At 64.9% G+C, this 18517-nt stretch carries 17 protein-coding genes and 1 pseudogene; 13 read left to right on the top strand and 5 right to left on the bottom strand.

Features of this window, described 5'->3' with window-relative positions; genetic code table 11:
* Nucleotides 1-62: 62 nt before the first annotated feature.
* Nucleotides 63-1181, bottom strand: a complete 1119-nt coding sequence (locus tag CXQ88_RS03610; RefSeq protein WP_104042807.1) for a ScyD/ScyE family protein — start codon at nt 1179-1181, stop codon at nt 63-65.
* A gap of 179 nt (nt 1182-1360) precedes the next feature.
* On the opposite strand from CXQ88_RS03610, the gene CXQ88_RS03605 reads away from it, so the two are divergent.
* Both CXQ88_RS03605 and trxA read left to right on the top strand, forming a co-directional pair.
* Entirely contained in the window at nt 1361-1843 is a 483-nt protein-coding gene (locus CXQ88_RS03605) for a nucleoside deaminase (RefSeq protein WP_104042806.1), read from the top strand.
* A gap of 2 nt (nt 1844-1845) precedes the next feature.
* Entirely contained in the window at nt 1846-2283 is a 438-nt protein-coding gene (gene trxA, locus CXQ88_RS03600) for a thioredoxin (protein WP_104042805.1), read from the top strand.
* Nucleotides 2284-2303: 20 nt separating this feature from the next.
* Here the strand turns inward: trxA and CXQ88_RS03595 are convergent, their stop codons facing one another.
* The gene (locus tag CXQ88_RS03595) at nt 2304-3464 is read right to left on the bottom strand and encodes a pyridoxal phosphate-dependent aminotransferase (protein WP_181037402.1); all 1161 of its coding nucleotides are present in this window, start codon (nt 3462-3464) and stop codon (nt 2304-2306) included.
* 114 nt (nt 3465-3578) lie between these two features.
* On the opposite strand from CXQ88_RS03595, the gene truB reads away from it, so the two are divergent.
* From truB to CXQ88_RS03545, 10 genes are all read left to right on the top strand, one after another.
* Entirely contained in the window at nt 3579-4532 is a 954-nt protein-coding gene (gene truB, locus CXQ88_RS03590) for a tRNA pseudouridine(55) synthase TruB (RefSeq protein WP_104042803.1), read from the top strand.
* Between the two features lie 2 nt (nt 4533-4534).
* Nucleotides 4535-4888: a hypothetical protein gene (locus CXQ88_RS03585; RefSeq protein WP_104042802.1), complete on the top strand. Its 354-nt coding sequence runs from the start codon at nt 4535-4537 to the stop codon at nt 4886-4888.
* A 67-nt stretch (nt 4889-4955) separates the two neighbouring features.
* Nucleotides 4956-5372 carry a hypothetical protein gene (locus CXQ88_RS03580; RefSeq protein ID WP_104043050.1) on the top strand — a complete coding sequence of 139 codons (417 nt, stop codon included), beginning with the start codon at nt 4956-4958 and terminating at the stop codon, nt 5370-5372.
* Nucleotides 5373-5508: 136 nt separating this feature from the next.
* Nucleotides 5509-6492 (top strand): bifunctional riboflavin kinase/FAD synthetase, encoded by a 984-nt coding sequence (locus CXQ88_RS03575; protein ID WP_104042801.1) that lies wholly within the window; start codon nt 5509-5511, stop codon nt 6490-6492.
* 39 nt (nt 6493-6531) lie between these two features.
* Complete coding sequence (kynA, locus tag CXQ88_RS03570; protein ID WP_104042800.1) at nt 6532-7386, top strand: tryptophan 2,3-dioxygenase; 855 nt, start codon at nt 6532-6534, stop codon at nt 7384-7386.
* The gene (locus tag CXQ88_RS03565) at nt 7383-8651 is read left to right on the top strand and encodes a kynureninase (protein WP_104042799.1); all 1269 of its coding nucleotides are present in this window, start codon (nt 7383-7385) and stop codon (nt 8649-8651) included. The genes kynA and CXQ88_RS03565 overlap by 4 nt, the downstream gene beginning before the upstream one ends.
* A 221-nt stretch (nt 8652-8872) precedes the next feature.
* Entirely contained in the window at nt 8873-9142 is a 270-nt protein-coding gene (gene rpsO / locus CXQ88_RS03560; protein ID WP_104042798.1) for a 30S ribosomal protein S15, read from the top strand.
* Nucleotides 9143-9385: 243 nt separating this feature from the next.
* Nucleotides 9386-11647, top strand: coding sequence for a polyribonucleotide nucleotidyltransferase (locus CXQ88_RS03555; protein ID WP_104043049.1), 2262 nt, complete (start codon nt 9386-9388; stop codon nt 11645-11647).
* Nucleotides 11648-11756: 109 nt separating this feature from the next.
* Complete coding sequence (locus tag CXQ88_RS03550; protein ID WP_104042797.1) at nt 11757-13100, top strand: M16 family metallopeptidase; 1344 nt, start codon at nt 11757-11759, stop codon at nt 13098-13100.
* Nucleotides 13101-13163: 63 nt separating this feature from the next.
* Nucleotides 13164-13664: a DUF1579 family protein gene (locus CXQ88_RS03545; RefSeq protein ID WP_104042796.1), complete on the top strand. Its 501-nt coding sequence runs from the start codon at nt 13164-13166 to the stop codon at nt 13662-13664.
* Between the two features lie 15 nt (nt 13665-13679).
* Here the strand turns inward: CXQ88_RS03545 and CXQ88_RS22825 are convergent.
* The 3 genes and pseudogenes from CXQ88_RS22825 to moaA all read right to left on the bottom strand — a co-directional run bounded on the left by CXQ88_RS22825 (nt 13680) and on the right by moaA (nt 16748).
* Nucleotides 13680-15247 (bottom strand): annotated as a pseudogene (locus tag CXQ88_RS22825) (DUF222 domain-containing protein).
* Between the two features lie 92 nt (nt 15248-15339).
* Nucleotides 15340-15606 (bottom strand): MoaD/ThiS family protein, encoded by a 267-nt coding sequence (locus CXQ88_RS03535; protein WP_104042795.1) that lies wholly within the window; start codon nt 15604-15606, stop codon nt 15340-15342.
* 5 nt (nt 15607-15611) lie between these two features.
* Nucleotides 15612-16748 (bottom strand): GTP 3',8-cyclase MoaA, encoded by a 1137-nt coding sequence (gene moaA, locus CXQ88_RS03530; RefSeq protein ID WP_181037400.1) that lies wholly within the window; start codon nt 16746-16748, stop codon nt 15612-15614.
* Between the two features lie 234 nt (nt 16749-16982).
* Here moaA and CXQ88_RS03525 point away from each other — a divergent pair, with 234 nt between their 5' ends.
* Entirely contained in the window at nt 16983-18515 is a 1533-nt protein-coding gene (locus CXQ88_RS03525) for a molybdopterin-dependent oxidoreductase (RefSeq protein ID WP_373637695.1), read from the top strand.
* Nucleotides 18516-18517 lie beyond the last annotated feature (2 nt).

Genomic DNA, 18517 nt, shown 5'->3' with positions numbered 1-18517 from the left:
CAGAAGCCCCGGACCGCAGTTGCGGTCCGGGGCTTCTGCTTCCCAGAAAACTATTCCTTGTACTACCGGATGCCGGCTTTGATCACCTTGCCTTTGCTTGGATCAGCGAAATTGAATCCTGCCGTGGCATAAACCGTTGATCCACGGACTTCGACCGCTGCCGGCCCGTCGATGGCGAGGAACTGTGACTTGTCGCAGGTCCAGGCATCGATCTTGATGATCTCGTTGCCGAACATGGATGCCACATACACGTCGCCGTCGTCAGCGATGGCAAGGCCAGTGGGGCTCAGGATGTCCTCAGCCCACACATGGGAAGAGCCGCTCCAGGGGTTCACGCGGAAGATGGCTCCCCGGGCTCCGAGCGAAGGGTCCTCCGGCCCGCCGGGAAGAGACGTAACGTACAGCCGGCCATCCGGGCCGAACTCCACATCCGTCGGTACGGGTTCAAAGGCGTATTCATGGCCCACCACGCACGCAGGAACTTCCACAGTGGTCCCCGCCATGTCCACCGGAATCTTTGTCCCTGCGGGAATCACTGCAGGCCGGGCCGGTAGAACTGCCAGCGTGGAAACGTCGCCTGTCTCAATGTTCACTTCCAGAATGGCGTTCGCTCCCGCGTCAGCGACGTAGGCCGTATCGCCTCGCACGGCCACGCCGTAGGGGTGCGAGTCCAGGGCGCCCCGGTAACGGGCCGGCGGGAAGGCAGGCCAACCGGCCAGGCATTCGGCTGAGACTTCGGGGCCGAAGCCGTAATGCTGGTCGCGATCCGGGTTATTTTCGCGTTCGTAGCTGGCCAGGTTGGCAATAGTGCGAACTTCCCCCTGTGGGTTGATGGACTTCAGATAGCCCTCAAGAGCGTTCGGATCACCGGCGCCCACGCTTTCCACAAAGTAGGTGGTTCCGCGCCGGGTTTCCACACCTGCTACGTCCCAATCCTTTTTGCCCTTGTGGAGGGTGGTGGTGGAACCGTCGTCGTTGACACGGCTGAGGAGCCCGGCGAAATTCTGCGTGACCAGAACGGACTCATCGGAGTTCACGGCCATGCTCAGGGGTCCAACCAGGTTCTCGGCCAGCGTGCGCGGCTCCGAGTGCTCGGGGGTGGACCCCGCCAGTGCGGGGCCGGCAGGAATCACCATCGACGCAGCAGCGAGACACGCGACGATTGAAAACTTCTTCTTCATTGGGTACTCCGGGTTTGACGCCCTTAGAGGGCCGGTACAAGGAGCCTCGCCAGAGGCATAAATACGGACACCCCCGGCGCCAGATTATTCCTGCAAAGCAAGTATGTCGCCGAGATTTCCCCCTATTCCGCCCCCTATTTTCGTCCCCTAATGCCAACCACGTTGGCTAGGATCTAGCTATGACTCAGGCGGACCACGGCAATACCAACCAGTACCTCGAACGGGCGGTAGCCTTGGCCACCCGAAACGTCGCGGACGGGGGCGGGCCGTTCGGTGCGCTGGTGGTGACGAAGGATGGGCAGGTGCACGAGGGCGTCAACCGCGTCACCCGCGACAACGATCCCACGGCCCACGCCGAAGTGGTTGCCATCCGTACGGCTGCGGCGGCGGTGCGGAGCTTCGACCTGCACGGTGCGGTCCTCTACACCAGCTGCGAGCCGTGCCCGCTGTGCCTGGCTTCGGCCCTCTGGGCGCGGATAGACCGCGTGTATTTCGCAGCGGACCGGTACGGTGCCGCTTCCGCAGGGTTTGATGACGCCGTCTTCTACGACTACTTCTCCGGGACCCGCCCGGAACTGATGCCGGTCAGCAGGGGCGACGTGCCGGCGTCGAACGCTCCTTTCCAGGCGTGGGGCGCCCACAAAAGCAGGAAAGACTACTAGGTATGGAAGCCACCCTCGTCAAATGCCCGCACTGCGGGAAGACCAACCGGGTGCCCGCCAGCGCTGCCGGCCGGCCCCGCTGCGGCAGCTGCCGAGGCGGGCTGCCCTGGATTGTGGACGCTGGGGATGCTGACTTCGGCACCGTGGCGGAGGAGTCGCCCGTTCCGGTGCTGGTGGACTTCTGGGCGGCGTGGTGCGGGCCCTGCCGTATGGTGAGCCCTGTCCTGGACAAACTGGCGCGTGAACGGGCCGGCGAAATCAAACTGGTGAAGGTGGACGTCGACAAATCCCCGGGCCTGTCCCGGCGTTTCGACGTGCAGGCCATTCCCACCCTGATGGTTCTGGTTGACGGCAAAGTGACAGCCCGGCAGGCCGGCGCCGCCCCCGCGGAGGTCCTGCGCCATTGGCTGGACGGGGCTCTTTCCGGAACCCGCCGCTGACGAAGGACCTGCCATTCGGCTTAGGCGCGTTCCGGCAGCCGGGCCAGGCCGTCCAGCAAATCCTGCCTCTTGCCGCACAGCGCTATCCGCACCCAGCCCTCGCCGATGGAGCCAAATGCCGTTCCTGGTGCAAGTGCAACGCCTGATCCCGCAAGGAAGCGCCGCACCCACCCGCGCACGTCGCCGCCGCTGACATGGGACACGTCGGCCCAAAGGTAGAACGCGCCCTCGGCCTTCAAATAAGGAATACCCTTGGCGTCCAGCACGGCGGAGGCCGCGTCCCGGTTGGCCCGGTAGTGCCCATGCGTGTGCTGGACGTACTCCTGCGGCCCCGTGAGGGCGGCGAGCGCAGCGTACTGCGACGGCGATGCCACACACGAGACGATCGACTCCATCACGTTGTTCATCTTCTGCTCCAGGCCCGGCGGGCACACCAGGGCGCCGATGCGGAGTCCCGTGAGGCCGTAGGTCTTGGACAGGGTCAGCGAGGTGAAGACGCGGGCCTCACCCGGCAGGACGCCGTCGAACCTTGCAGGGCTTACATGCGGCACATCGTAGGTGAACGCTTCGTAACACTCGTCCGAGATGACCCACAGGTCGTACCGGCGGGCCAGTTCCACGAGTTCCCGTGTCAGGTTCTCGCTGAGGACTGCACCCAGCGGGTTGGACGGGGAGTTCAGGACCAGCACCCGGGTCCGGTCGGTGATGAGCGCCTCGATGTCCCCGGTCCTGGGCTGGAAGCCGTTGTCAGGGTAGAGCGGGTAACCTACCGGCACAGCGTTCAGGAGGCGGCTGGTCATCGCAAACGTGGGATAGCCCGGGTTGGGAATCAGGATTTCGTCCCCGGGGGAGAGCAGCAGGCTCATGGCGAAGTGCAGGCCCTGCTGGGCGCCGTCCACCACGTACACCCGGTCAGCGCCGATGCTGTGGCTGGCGCCTGCGCGCTCCCTGAACCTCGCCGCGAACGCTTCGCGCAACGCCGGAATGCCGGCGTTGGGGGTGTAGTTGGTCTCGTCCCTGTCCAGGCAGGCCATGCCGGCGTCGAGGATATGGCGGGGGAGCGGGAACCCGGGCTCGCCGATGCTGAGGACCAGAGCGCCCGGGGTACGCCACGCGGCTTCGGTGATTTCCCGGATCTGGTTGACGGGGACGTCGCGGACGTGGGCGGCAAGCTCAGGCATGCCTGCCATCCTAACTGGCTGACCTCCGGCTTTGACGTTGCTTCTGGGGCGTTGCTTCTGGGGCCACATTGGAGGTGGGCGGGCGCCGGGACCAGCGCCGATATACTGGGAAGCGTGCTTTCTGGACTGGTGATAGTGGACAAACCGCAGGGATGGACCAGCCATGATGTGGTTGGCCGGATGCGGCGCCTCGCCGGAACCCGGAAAGTGGGGCACGCCGGCACGCTGGACCCGATGGCAACAGGCGTCCTGGTGGTGGGCATCAACAAGGCGACCCGCCTGCTCACGTACATCGTGGGCACCTCCAAGACCTACACCGCCACCATCCGCCTGGGCCAGTCCACCGTCACGGACGACGCCGAAGGTGACGTCACTGCCACGGCAGGCACTTCCGCGGTGGGCGAGCAGGCAATTCACGACGGAGTTGCGGCCCTGACCGGGCAAATTCAGCAGGTGCCTAGCAGCGTGAGCGCCATCAAGGTCAACGGGGAACGCGCCTACGCCCGGGTCCGCTCCGGTGAAGAGGTGAAGCTGGCGGCCCGCCCAGTAACCATCCACCGGTTTGAGGTGCACAGCATCAGCAGGGACGCCGGGGCCGATGTTGTGGACTTGGACGTCACAGTGGAATGCTCCTCCGGGACCTACATCCGTGCCCTTGCCCGCGACCTCGGCAACGCACTCGGCGTTGGCGGACACCTCACAGCCCTCCGGCGCACCCACGTTGGGCCCTACTCGCTTGACCAGGCGCGCACCCTCGAACAGCTTGCGGAAGAACTCAACGTTCTTGACATGTCCGAGGCCGCCCGGGCGCTGATGCCCAACCGCGAGCTCAGCCCGGAAGAAACCACTGAGATCTCCTTTGGCCGGCGGATTGCTGCCGGTGCTGCCCCTGGCAGCCCGGACGCAGCCACAGCCGAACATCCCGCAGCCGCCTTCGCCCCCGACGGAAACCTGGTGGCGCTGCTGGCCGACGCGGGCAGCTTCGCCAAACCCGTGCTGGTATTTGCCCCCGGCAATGGAGGCCCCAGCAACGGCGCTCCCGGTACCGGCGCCTCCGGGGTGGCCTGAAGGTGGACGCGTATTTCTACATCATCCTGGTGGTGGGGCTCCTGTCCAGCGGGGTATGCCTGCTGGCCGGCATCCTGAAAAAAGCACCCAACGACGTCACCATCCTCTCAGTCGCCGCCGTCGAGGTGGCCCTCCTGGTGTACCTGGTGGGATCCACTGTGCGTGTCCTTGCCGGTGAGCCCATCGCCGGGGAGGCGTGGGAATTCTGGGGCTACCTCGCCACGGCGATGCTCCTGCCGCCCGCTGCCGTCTACTGGTCCATTCTGGAGCGTACCCGGTGGAGCAACTTTGTCCTGGCCGCCGTGGGCGTCACCGCGCTGGTGATGGCCGCCCGCATGAACCAGATCTGGTACTGAAGTGGAAGAAGCACGAAACGTGAATGACCAGCACTCCGCCGTCCCCGGCCCCGCCCAGGACGCAGCCGTGGAGGGAACCACGTCCAGGAACACGCGCAACACCGGGCCGGGACGCCTGCTGATCGCGGTTTATGCGGTCTTCGCCATCTCCGCCTCGGCCCGCGCCGGGTACCAGATCCTCACTAAGTTCTCCGAGGCGCCGCTGGCGTACCTGCTGTCCGCATTCGCCGCGCTGGTGTACGTCATTGCCACGATCTCCCTTGCCCGGGCCGGCAGCACGTGGTTCAAGCTTTCCGTCGCAGCCGTCCTAGTGGAACTGGTCGGCGTGCTGGTGGTTGGCGCCCTGAGCGTCTTCGACCCCGTCCAGTTCCCGCACGAGACGGTGTGGTCACTTTTTGGCCGTGGTTATGCGTTCATTCCCTTGCTGCTGCCGATTCTGGGCTTGGTGTGGCTCTACCGGCGGCGGCCGTCCCGCAAGTCCTGACGCCGGTCCGGCTGGACGGATGGTGTCCCGCGCCGCCTGGCAAAGTTGACAGGGTGAATACGGGTAATCTTTAGAGAGTTCCGCGGCCGGCAGGGTCCGGAACGTTGGTATTTGCACGCAGTAAAAGGCGAGGGTGATGGTCTACATCTGGAACGATTCGTCCGAGGTCCCGGCGGACTTCGGCCCATCTGTTGTCACCTTTGGGAACTTCGACGGGGTTCACCGCGGCCATCAGCAGGTGCTGTCACAGCTGATCCGCACCGCCCGCCTCAACCGGTCCAGGTCGGTGGCCGTCACTTTCGACCCCCACCCGGCCCTGATCCACCGCCCCGAATCCGCGCCCGAGCTCATCATGGGGCTGCAGGACAAACTGGAGGCGCTGGGGGAGTTGGGCCTGGACGCGATCCTGGTAATGAAGTACTCCCTGGACCTCGCCAGCCTCACTGCGGAAGAGTTCGTGGAGCAGTTCCTCGTGGACTGCCTGCACGCCAGCCATGTGGTGATCGGCCATGACGCCCGGTTCGGACGGGGCAACTCGGGCGACCTGGACACCATGAAGGCGCTCGGCGGGAAGTTCGGGTTCGAGGTCCAGGTCATCAGCGAATTCGGCTCCGAGGGCTACCCCCTGCATGACGACGACGGCACGGACCGCCGCTGCTCCTCCACCTGGGTGCGCGAGGCCCTGCAGGAAGGTGACGTCTCAACTGCCGCGGCGGTGCTGGGGCGGGCCCACCGGATGCGGGGGGAAGTTGTCCACGGCGCCGCCCGCGGCCGCGCCCTCGGGTTCCCGACTGCGAACCTGTCCAGTAACGCCAGCGGGCTCATTCCGGCTGACGGCATCTACGCCGGCTGGCTGGTGGACCAGGCCGGGACGCGCTGGCCTGCCGCGATTTCCGTGGGGTCGAATCCCACGTTCGACGGCGTGAGCCGCCAAGTCGAAGCCCATGTCATCGACCGACCCCACGAAGCCGTGGAGGACTTCGATCTGTACGGCCAGACAGTAGTTGTTGAATTTGTGGCCCGGCTGAGGGGCATGGTGGCATACCGTGGGCCTGAGGCGCTGGTGGACCAGATGCGGCTGGATGTGGTCCAGGCGCACGACCTCCTCGCCAGGCGCTGAACCTTCTGCAGGGGAAGCGCCCCAAGGAAAGGCAGTTCCGTGTCCGTTGAGAAGAACACCAGGAAACTGGACGAAGGTATTGTCCGTGATTTCAGCTCGCGGATGAGCTACGCCTCGTACCTGCAACTGCCAACACTGCTGAGTGCACAGCAGCCTGTCAGCCAGCCCCAGCATCACGATGAAATGCTTTTTATCATCCAGCATCAAACCACTGAGTTGTGGCTCAAGCTGGTGCTGCATGAGTTGCGGAGCACTGCTGCCTGGCTCCGTGCGGACGACCTCGGCTCTGCGCTCAAAGGCATTGCCCGCGTCAAGCACATCCAAAAGACCCTCACCGAGCAGTGGTCGGTACTGGCCACGCTGACTCCCACGGAGTATTCGCAGTTCCGCGGCTTCCTGGGTAATTCCTCCGGCTTCCAGTCAAGCCAGTACCGGGCCGTCGAGTTCATTCTCGGCAACAAGAACCACAAGATGCTTCCCGTGTTCGACTCGGATCCGGAAGCTTACGCCATGCTGGATGAGTTGCTTCACGCGCCCAGCATCTATGACGAATTCCTGGCTTACCTCGCCCGCCAGGGGTTTGCTGTGCCCCGGGCTGTGCTCGAGCGGGACGTCACCCAGGCCCATGAGTTCACGCCAGAACTGGTGCCGCTCTTCAAGCACATCTACGAGAACGCCGCGGACAACTGGGGCGCATACGAGGCCTGCGAGGAGCTGGTGGATCTTGAGGACAACTTCCAGTTATGGCGCTTCCGGCACCTGCGCACTGTGCAGCGGACCATCGGCATGAAAACGGGAACCGGCGGCTCGAGCGGCGCCGCATTCCTGCAGAAAGCCCTTGAACTGACCTTCTTCCCTGAGCTTTTCGCCGTCAGGACGGAGATCGGCCAATGACCACACAGGAGCAACTAACCGTGGAAAACGCAGACGACAAGGAGGCGGCCCTGCAGCAGCTCGCTGCCGATCTGGACCGGCAGGACCCGCTGGCGCACTACCGCCGCCGGTTCATCGGCACTGAAACACCGCTGTCCTACCTCGACGGCAACTCCCTGGGCCGCCCGCTCCAGCGCACCGCAGAGGACATCAGCGCCTTCATCAGGGACGGCTGGGGCGGACGCCTGATCCGGGGCTGGGACGAGGAATGGCTGGAGCTGCCCCAGGCCATCGGCGACCAGCTGGGCCGCGCCGTGCTCGGCGCCGCACCCGGACAAACGATCATCGCGGACTCCACCACTGTGGTTTTGTATAAGCTGATCCGCGCTGCCCTGGCGGCCGTGGCCGACCCCGACCGGAACGAACTGGTCCTGGACACCGAAAACTTTCCCACGGACCGCTACCTCGTGGAGGGCATCGCCCTCGAGGAAGGCCTGACGCTCCGCTGGATCGAAACGGACCCCAACGCGGGGGTGACCGTTGACCAGGTGCGCGAAGCTGCCGGGCCGCGTACCGCCGTCGTACTCCTGAGCCACATTGCCTACCGTTCGGGCCACCTGGCCGATCTGCCTGGCATCACAGAAGCAGTGCACGACGCCGGGGCGCTGGTGGTGTGGGATCTTTGCCATTCTGCCGGTTCAGTTGAGATTGGCCTGGACAGTGCGGACGTGGACTTCGCTGCCGGCTGCACCTACAAGTACCTCAACGGCGGTCCGGGATCGCCTGCCTTCGCCTACGTCAACCAGCGCCACCTCCCCTCGCTCAACCAGCCGATCTGGGGGTGGATGGGTCGCAAGGACGCCTTTGACATGGGCCCTGGCTACGAGCCGGCCGCAGGTATCCGGGGATTCCTTAGTGGCACCCCGGCGATCTTCGGGATGCTGGCCATGCGGGGCACGCTCGACCTTATCGAGGAAGCATCCATGGCCGCCCTCCGGGAGAAGTCGGTGAAGCTGACCGCCTTCGCCGTCGAGGTCTTCGAAGCCTGGCTGGCACCCTTGGGCGTGGAACTTGCCTCGCCGCGGGAGCCGGCGGAGCGCGGCAGCCACATCACCCTGGACCACCGCGGTTTCACCAAAGAGAGCGTCGCGTCGCTCTGGCACGAGGACGTCATCCCGGACTTCCGCGCCCCGCACGGCATCCGGGTGGGACTCTCGCCGCTGAGCACCAGCTTCGCAGAGGTCCTGCACGGCATGGCGGCAATCCGGGAGCAGCTGGCGCACTAATTGACGTGCCCGCTGACCAACGGTGGTCTGTTCCGACAAGATTGGCTGTTTCGACAAGATTGACCGGGGGCCGGTAAACTGGGGGATGGATCCGGCTGCAGTCCGTGGCGGCTGGTTCCTGTTGTGTGTGGCACTGTCCGGGTTTCCCGGACCAGCCGCGGCGGCAGACCCGGCAGTGATTTACTGACCTGGGCCCTCACGGCACATCCCTAGGAGTTATCGTGGCACTTGAAGCCGCTGTAAAGCAGTCCATCATCAAGGAATACGCAACCGGAGAAGGCGACACCGGTTCACCGGAGGTCCAGGTTGCTGTCCTTACCCAGCGGATCAAGGATCTGACTGAGCACATGAAGGAGCACAAGCACGATTACCACACCCAGCGCGGTCTGCTGGCCATGGTTGGTCGTCGCAAGCGCATGCTGAGCTACCTCAAGAAGACCGACATCGCCCGCTACCGTTCGCTCATCGAGCGCCTCGGCCTGCGCCGCTAGTCGGACTTAGGGGCGGCCCTTTCCCGCACGGAACGGGCCGCCTCCTTCAAATGAAAAATTAAACAGGAGGATCAACCGCATCACGCATTCGCGGTCCTCGGTAGTGATCCCCGGGAACGGCTTCGTTGACTGAAGCCCCGGCCCGTGGGTCTCGATCGACGACCGGGTGCAGGGCCAGTAGACAGATGCTGGCCTGGGTTGATGCGGCTGGACTTCCGTAAGAAAGAAACGGAGGTGACTCTCTTGGAGGGTCCCGAAATCCAGTTCTCAGAAGCAGTCATTGACAATGGCCGTTTTGGCAAGCGTGTAATCCGCTTCGAAACCGGCCGCCTTGCCAAGCAGGCAGCCGGCGCAGCGATGGTGTACATCGACGATGACACCGCCCTGCTGTCCGCCACCACTGCCGGCAAGCACCCGCGTGAAGGCTTTGACTTCTTCCCGCTGACGGTTGACGTCGAAGAGCGCATGTACGCTGCCGGCCGCATCCCGGGCTCGTTCTTCCGCCGCGAAGGACGCCCGTCCACCGAAGCCATCCTGGCCTGCCGCCTGATGGACCGCCCGCTGCGCCCCGCTTTCGTCAAGGGTTTGCGCAACGAGGTCCAGATCGTGGTGACCGTCCTGGCCATTAACCCTGACGAGCTCTACGACGTGGTGGCCATCAACGCCTCCTCCATGTCCACCCAGCTTTCCGGCCTGCCGTTCTCCGGCCCCATCGGCGGCGTTCGCGTTGCCCTGGTTGCTGACGAAAACGGATCACAGTGGGTTGCTTTCCCCAAGCACTCGCAGCTGGAGAACTCCGTCTTCAACATGGTGGTAGCCGGCCGTGTTGCCGGTGACGACGTCGCCATCATGATGGTTGAAGCCGAAGCTACCGACAACTCCTGGAACCTCATCAAGGAACAGGGCGCCACCGCCCCCACCGAAGAGGTTGTCTCCGAGGGCCTTGAGGCTGCCAAGCCGTTCATTAAGGCACTCTGCGATGCCCAGGCCGACCTGGCTGCACGCGCTGCCAAGCCCTCTGTGGAGTTCCCGGTGTTCCTCGATTACGAGGACGATGTCTACTCCGCCGTCGAGTCTGCTGCCGCTGACAAGCTGACTGCTATCTTCCAGATCGCGGACAAGACGGAGCGCAACGACGCTTCGGATGCGCTGAAGGACGAAGTTACCGCTTCCCTGAGCGCCCAGTTCGATGGCCGCGAGAAGGAGCTGTCCGCAGCATTCCGCTCGGTCACCAAGCAAGTTGTGCGCCAGCGCATCCTCAAGGACCAGATCCGCATTGACGGCCGTGGCCTGACGGACATCCGCCAGCTCACCGCCGAGGTTGAGGTTCTGCCCCGCGTTCACGGTTCAGCCATCTTCGAGCGCGGCGAAACCCAGATCATGGGTGTCACCACGCTGAACATGCTGAAGATGGAACAGCAGATCGACTCGCTGTCGCCGGTGAAGACCAAGCGGTACATGCACAACTACAACTTCCCGCCGTACTCCACCGGTGAGACCGGACGCGTTGGGTCACCCAAGCGCCGCGAAATCGGCCACGGCGCCCTGGCGGAGCGTGCACTCATGCCGGTCCTGCCGTCCCGTGAGGAATTCCCGTACGCCATCCGCCAGGTGTCTGAGGCTCTCAGCTCCAACGGCTCGACGTCGATGGGTTCTGTCTGCGCCTCCACCCTCTCGATGCTGAACGCCGGTGTGCCCCTGAAGGCCGCCGTCGCCGGTATCGCCATGGGACTGGTCTCCGACCAGGTTGACGGCCAGACGCGCTACGCGGCACTGACCGACATCCTCGGCGCCGAAGATGCCTTCGGTGACATGGACTTCAAGGTTGCCGGAACCTCCGAGTTCGTCACGGCCATCCAGCTGGACACCAAGCTCGACGGTATCCCCGCCTCAGTCCTGGCAGCAGCCCTGAAGCAGGCCCGCGAAGCACGCCTGCACATCCTCGAGGTCATGGACTCGGCCATTGACACCCCGGACGAGCTCTCCGAGTTCGCACCGCGCGTCATCGCCGTGAAGATCCCCGTGGACAAGATCGGCGAAGTCATTGGCCCCAAGGGCAAGATGATCAACCAGATCCAGGAAGACACCGGCGCCGACATCTCCATCGAAGACGACGGCACGGTCTACATTGGCGCCACCGACGGCCCGTCTGCAGACGCAGCACGGTCCGCCATCAACGCCATTGCCAACCCGCAGGTCCCGGAAATCGGCGAGCGTTACCTGGGTACGGTCGTTAAGACCACCACCTTCGGAGCCTTCGTATCGCTGACCCCGGGCAAGGACGGCCTCCTGCACATCTCCGAGCTGCGCAAGATCGCCGGTGGCAAGCGTGTGGACAACGTTGATGACGTTGTTTCCGTTGGCCAGAAGATCCAGGTGGAAATCACCAAGATCGACGACCGCGGAAAGCTGTCCCTTTCCCCCGTAGTGGCTGAAGAGGAAGGTGCCGGCGAGACCGAGCGCGTTCACGCCTCAGTGGCTGCCGAGGGCGCCGACTCCGAGTAATCGGTTTTCCGGCACAAGCATGAATCGGCGGGGCCGGTGGATGATCCACCGGCCCCGCCGCTGTTACGATGGCAGCCAGATCCCGGCTGCCCCTTTTTGAAAGGCCTCAATGACTGTTGTACCCCTGCCGCTTGAGCAGAACCACCGCGGCGACACCCTGGTTCACGGTTCCGACGGCGGCTCCGAGGTCCGGCGTTCGGTGCTGCCCGGGGGAGTGCGGGTGCTGACAGAGGCGATGCCGGGCCAGCGGTCAGCCACCATCGGTTTCTGGGTTGGCGTAGGGTCCCGGGATGAGGCCCCGGGACAGCACGGCTCTACTCACTTCCTGGAGCACCTCCTGTTCAAGGGAACCAAGCGCCGTACCGCGCTGGAAATCGCTTCGGCCTTCGATGAGGTGGGCGGTGAGTCAAACGCGGCCACGGCCAAGGAAAGCACCTGCTACTTCGCGCGGGTCCTGGATTCGGACCTGCCCATGGCCATCGATGTCATCGCCGACATGATCACCGGAGCCGTCCTGGACCCGGCGGAGATGGAGCAGGAACGGGACGTCATCCTCGAGGAAATAGCCATGGACAGCGACGACCCCACCGACGTTGCCCACGAACACTTTGTGGCAGCCGTCCTGGGCAGCCACCCCCTGGGCCGCCCCATCGGGGGCACCCCGGACGCTATCAAGGCGGTGGCCCGCGACTCCGTGTGGGAGCACTACCAGCGTTACTACCGGCCTGACGAGCTGGTGATCACCGCAGCAGGCGGCCTGGAGCACGACGTCGTCTGCAACCTCGTGGTGGACGCCCTCGAGACCGCGGGCTGGTCGCTGAAGACCGACGCAGCGCCGGTGGAAAGGCGCTCCACTGACCGGGCCCTGATTACGGGGACCGCCGGACTTCATGTGGTCAAGCGCGCGGTGGAGCAGGCGAACATCATCATGGGCTGCCCCACCATTGTTGCCACCGACGAACGGCGTTACGTTATGAGCGTCCTGAACGCCGTGCTGGGCGGGGGCATGTCGTCGCGCCTGTTCCAGGAAATCCGCGAGAAGCGCGGCCTGGTGTATTCCACCTACTCCTTCGCTTCCTCCTACGCGGACGCAGGGTACTTCGGTATGTATGCGGGGTGCACACCGTCCAAGGTGCGGCAGGTCGTGGACCTGCTCGGCGTGGAACTGGACAAGCTCGCGGAGCACGGAATTACCGACGACGAGCTGCGCAAGGCTGTGGGCCAGCTCGGCGGCGGAATCGTTCTGGCACTGGAGGATACCGGGTCGCGGATGTCCCGGCTGGGCCGGGCGGAACTCGTCTCCGGCGAGTACCAGGACATCGACGAAACACTGCGGCTAATCAAGTCGGTGACGGCCGAGCAGGTCCAGGACCTGGCCGCGGAGCTTGCAGCGGCACCAAGGACCGTGACCGTCGTCGGACCGTTCGAGGAGACGGAAACGTTCGGACTCTGATGGCTGCGCGGCAGTAGCGTTGCTCGCAAACGACAGGACTTAGCTCTGGAGGATGAGGCGACAGTGGGACGGACCCCGATCGGCCGCGCGCCGGGAGCCTTGGCTGGATTCCTGGGCCACTGGCGGGGGAGCACCCGATTCGCTGCAGGCCCCTGGGGTCCTGAACGGACGGTCGACGCCGAGGTGAACTACACCACGGTGGCTGGCGGAGCTGCCGTCGTGCAAAGCTACCGACACCGTGAACCGGACGGGACCCATTTCGAAGGTCACGGAATTTTTACTGTCGATCCTGACCACCAGGACGTTTTCTGGTACTACGTGGACAACGTAAACCCGGCCCCGAGCGCCCCGGCTCGCTGCACTTGGCACGACGGCGCCCTCACGGTGGAACGCCGAGGTAGCGGCGGTTGGACCCGTCATACACTGCGCGTCAACGGTGATGTGCTCACGCATGTGACTGACCTACGTACCGGTGCCAAGGCCACGGGAAAAGAGTCCGGTGTGCCGAACGGGACTGGTTCGGCCTACATTTCGCTCATGACCTCATCGTTCCAGCGAGGCTAACGTTATCAGCCGACTTCAGAAGTGCAGCAGGTCCTTGGTCGCTGAGGGCTCGGGCGTCTGCGAATAGGGCATCGCATAGAAGTCATCCCACAAACCGTCTCCGGCCGGAATGTCGTCCGGATCCACAAAATTGTCCTCGGCTGGTTCGTCAGGCGGCAGTTCCGCAGGCAGGAGCCCAGGTTTTTCACCCGCGGGCAGAAGCTCTGGTGGCCATTGTGGTGGTTCCCAGTCGTGGTGTTCGGCTTTGTAGTGTCTGCCGGTGGGTGAGGTCCAGCCGGGTGGTTCTTGTTCCGTTGCCGGTGTGGGTGTCCAGGGGCTGTTGTGTTTGAGGCGGTGATGTTTTGGGCAGAGTTGGGCCAGGTTGCTGATCCCGGTGTTTCCGCCTTGGTGCCAGGCTTTAAGGTGGTCGGCGTCATTGTCGAGGGAGGGGTTGCTGCAGCCGGGGAAGGTGCATTTTTTCCGTCCCGCAGCTGCAGTGCCTGCTTCATGGCTTTCGTGAGCCGGTATCTTGTGCGTCCGATCTCCAGCGGCGCCCCGTCGCGGGGGTCTACGAGGACCCGGTAGAACGAGCTGGCACCGTCGGCGAGAAGTATTCGTGCCATGGAGGCGGGGATGGGTCCGTGGCCGTCGAGCGTGGCGGGTTCGTCGGTGAAGCCCATCAGCGAGAACACTGGGACCGTGACCAGAACGTCCACTTTGGGGGCGGGGACCTTTCCGATCTCGACAACGTCATCCCTGGTGCCGACGCCGCTGGCAACAGGAGCGTTGAGGAGCAGGCCGGCGGCGATGTCGAGCCGGAGTTGTGTCATGGTCCGGGGCTCGTCGGGGCCTTGGAGGCCGCGGGCGAGGGCGGTGGTGCGGTTCCAGATGGCATTTGCGGTGTCGGCTGGCATATATAGCGAGAGCCAGGCCATGCCGTCTCGGTCCGGGGTGTATTCCATCCGCCGGTCCTCGGCGCTTTTGGTATGCCGTTTCTCCAGCGATTCGGGGTGGTGGCGTTCGCGCCAGCCGCGCACCCTTGCCCGGAACCGTGAGGGCACCAGTTCACCGGCGGCGGCTCCGCGGGCGGGGTGGGGGTTCAGGAAGTGCGCGGCCAGGGCGGTTGCGCCGGCGGCGCCCAGGGAGTCGGTTTCCTCGGCGATGATTTTGGCGTGCTGCCAGGAGATGGTCCCGGCGGACAGGGCGTCCATGGCAAGGGGCAGGGAGCAGAGCTGCCGGGACTGGGTGACGAGCGCCCCGGCTGCTGGGGAGCTTATTGTCAGGACGCCGGCGATTTCCTCGACCGCGGACATTTCGGTATAGGTCCGTTCGTGCACGGGCGCTTCCGGCGGCGTCATCGCGTGCTGGATCTCGACGGCCTCGGCGGCGTCCCGGGCCTTGACCGCAGCGAGCTGGGCTTCCAACTGCTTCACTACCGCCAGCCGATCCAGACGGATCTCGTACCGGCGCTGCAGCACATCCACAACAGCACCGGCGCCGGCAGCTGTATCCAGCCGGTCATCTTCGAGGAACAGCGCACCCAGACCCGCGACGGAGGCGTGAATGCCCTCCATCCCCGCTGCGGTGCCAAGCTCGATTCCCATAGAAACATCTTCTAGTGGGGGTCTGACATTTTGTCCCCGTCCAGGTCCGGACCTAGCTCCCGGTCCGGGTGCCGCTGCCGGGGAGGCTGCTCCTAGCCCCCGGCGAATGGCGGCAGCACATCCACCACGTCGTCGGCCTTGAGGACAACGCCGTGGTCCCGCACGGCCACCTCGTTGAGCAGGAAGCTGCTCCGGGACAATATGCGGGGCAGCGGAGGAGTGCCGGCAGGCGCCTCGGGGCGCTGCACGGACAGAACGGTCTCGAGAAGATCAGCAACTGTGGCGCCCGGCGCCAGATCGAAGCGCTCTTCCTCCAAACCTGCGGCGGCGCGCGCGGCAGCGAAGTAACGTACGTTCAAAAGGTTCAGCCCCCGATGGCGCTCATGCTGCGGTCCGGCTGGACGAAGTCCGGAGCGTCAAGTCCCACGTGGTCCATTCCGTGAGCTTTAGGTTTGAGCCACATCGCGTCCTGCCACCGCTGGGCGAGGGCATCATCGCTGGCTCCTGAGCGCAGGAGGCCCAACAGGTCGAATTCTTCCCGCGAGAACAGGCAGCTCATGATCTTGCCCTCTGCCGTGATCCGGGTCCTGCGGCAATCCGAGCAGAACGGCTCGGTAACGGAGGCAATAATCCCCACCGTGCCCAACACAGGGCCCAACGCGCCCGCAGCGCCGTCAGCGGACGCTGCCACCCGCCGTCGTACTTCAAAACGCTCCGCCGGGGCACCGTCACGTGCCCGGGGATCGGGACTGAGGACAAAATCAGCGGAGAGAATCTGGCGGATCTCGGCGGCCGTAATCATGTTCCGCCGCGTCCAGCCATGGTCCGCGTCCAGCGGCATCTGCTCAATAAAACGGAGTTCATAGCCACGCCCCAGAGCCCAGGCGAGCAACGCCGGCGCCTCGGCGTCGTTGATGCCGCGCATCAGTACCGCGTTGAGCTTGACCGGGCCCAAGCCCGCGGCCCAGGCTGCGTCCACCCCTGCCAGCACCTGGTTCAGGAACGGCCTGCGGGTCAGCTGGGTGAAGGTTTCCTCGTGCAGCGAATCCAGCGACACGTTGATGCGCGTCAGGCCGGCAGCCTTCAGCGCCGCCGCCTTTTTCGCCAGTCCGACGCCGTTGGTGGTCATGGAGATGGGCAGGTTGGGGTGGTTGCTGCGAAGGGCCGAAATGATGTCCACCAGGTCGTGCCGCACAAGGGGCTCCCCGCCGGTAAGCCGCAGTTCGCGGACGCCCAGCTGTTCTACCCCGATGCGCACAAGGCGGACTATTTCCGACGCCGACATGACCGCCTGTTTCGCCAGCCATTCCAGGCCTTCGGCAGGCATGCAGTAGGTGCAGCGAAGGTTGCATTTGTCCGTCAGGGACAGCCTCATGTCCGTGGCGCGGCGTCCATAGCGGTCCGCGAGTCCAGCCGGAGCATCAGTGGGGCGGGCAGCAGGAACCGACGGCAGGGGTGCTGCTTCCTCCGGCGGCTGGGGCATGCCTAGCTGGACACTCATGAATTCAGGCTACGCCACGTTGGGTCGCGCATCACACCCCGTGACGGCCGCAGGGGAGGCAGCAGGGTACCCGGCAGAACCTAATGCAGGACCGGCGCCACAAGTACTCCGCGAATCTATGCTGGAGGAGTGGACACCACACGGCCAGGGCAGGCAACGGACGACGGCGGGTCGGGGCTTCAGGAGCACCCGGCACCTTCGCCGCCGGTCCAGCCAGCGCCACGCCTGAACGGGTTGGACGGGCGGTGGGCGGCGGCCGCAGGTGCTGTTGCGGTGGGCAGCGCAGTGGTGCTGGGGGAACTGTTCGCAGGCTTGTTCAGTCCGTCGTTGTCGCCTTTGACCGCTGTAGGTGGTGCCGTCATCGATGCCGTTCCTCCCGGCGTTAAGGACTGGGCCGTTGCACTGTTCGGCACCGCGGACAAAGTGGCTCTCCTCATCGGAATGGGCCTGGTGATAGCTGCACTGGCTGCGGCGGCGGGAGTGTTGGAGGACCGCCGTCGCTTTACGGGCGTCGCAGTGGTTGCCGTCTTTGGGCTCGCGGGCCTGGCAGCGGTCCTGACCCGCGCCCAAGCCACTTTCAACGCGATTGCACTGGCGGTCCTCACCTCCGTCGCCGCCGGCGTCCTGCTCAGGTTCCTGATCCGCCGTCGTCAGGAATGGGGGAGCGAAGAACCGGGGACAGGAGCAGATGCCGCTCCCGCCCGCCGTCGTTTCCTGCATGTTCTGGCAGGCGGAGCCACGTTCGCTGTCGTCGGGGGCGCCCTGGCGGCCAAATGGCGCGGTGCAGCAGCAGTTGTCAACGACGCCAGGAACCGGGTGGCGTTGCCGGACCCCGATTCACCGGCGCCGGCCATACCGGCAACCGCGGAGGCGAAGGTCGACGGCATGCAGCCACTGGTCACGCCCAATCCGGACTTTTACCGCATCGACACGGCCCTCACGGTTCCCGCCGTCGATCCGGACACATGGGTTCTGAAAGTCACCGGGATGGTGGCCAGGGAGGTGGAGCTGACCTTCGCCGAACTCCTGGCCAAACCCCTGACCGAACGCCACGTGACCATCGCCTGCGTGTCCAACAACGTGGGCGGGGACCTCATCGGCAACGCACGCTGGCTGGGATGGCCTGTGCGCGAACTGCTTGCCCTCGCAGGGCCGAAATCCGGCGCAGACATGGTGCTCCCACGAAGTGTGGACGGCTGGACCGCGGGCACACCACTGGAAGTCCTCACCGACAGCAGGGATGCGCTGCTGGCCGTCGCGATGAACGGTGAGCCCTTGCCCCTCGAACACGGATTTCCCGTACGTCTGGTGGTGCCCGGGCTGTATGGGTACGTGTCGGCCACCAAGTGGGTCACCGAGCTGAAGGTCACGAGGTTCGCGGACGACGTCGCCTATTGGACGCCCCGGGGCTGGTCGGCGCGGGGCCCCATCAAAACCTCCTCCAGGATCGATGTTCCGCGCAGCGGCCGGCCGGTGAGGGCAGGCACGGTGATGTTTGGTGGCGTCGCCTGGGCGCAGCACACCGGCGTCGAAAGGGTGGAGCTCCGCGTGAACCGGGGGCCGTGGCAGCAGGCGCAACTTGCGGATGGTATTTCCCTGGACACCTGGTACCAGTGGAAGCTCGGCGTGGAACTGACAGAAGGGCAGCACGAGGTCCAGGTCCGCGCCACGGATCTCGCAGGCAAGACGCAGGACGAGCAAAGCAGGCCAGTTGCCCCTGACGGAGCCACCGGGTTCCACACGATTAGAGTGGACGTGCAACCGTGATG

The sequence above is a fragment of the Arthrobacter sp. ZGTC412 genome, from assembly GCF_002929215.1.
Classification (GTDB): domain Bacteria; phylum Actinomycetota; class Actinomycetes; order Actinomycetales; family Micrococcaceae; genus Arthrobacter.
The sequence above is the reverse complement of the archived record's forward strand: the minus strand, read 5'-3'. Positions and strand labels throughout refer to the sequence as shown.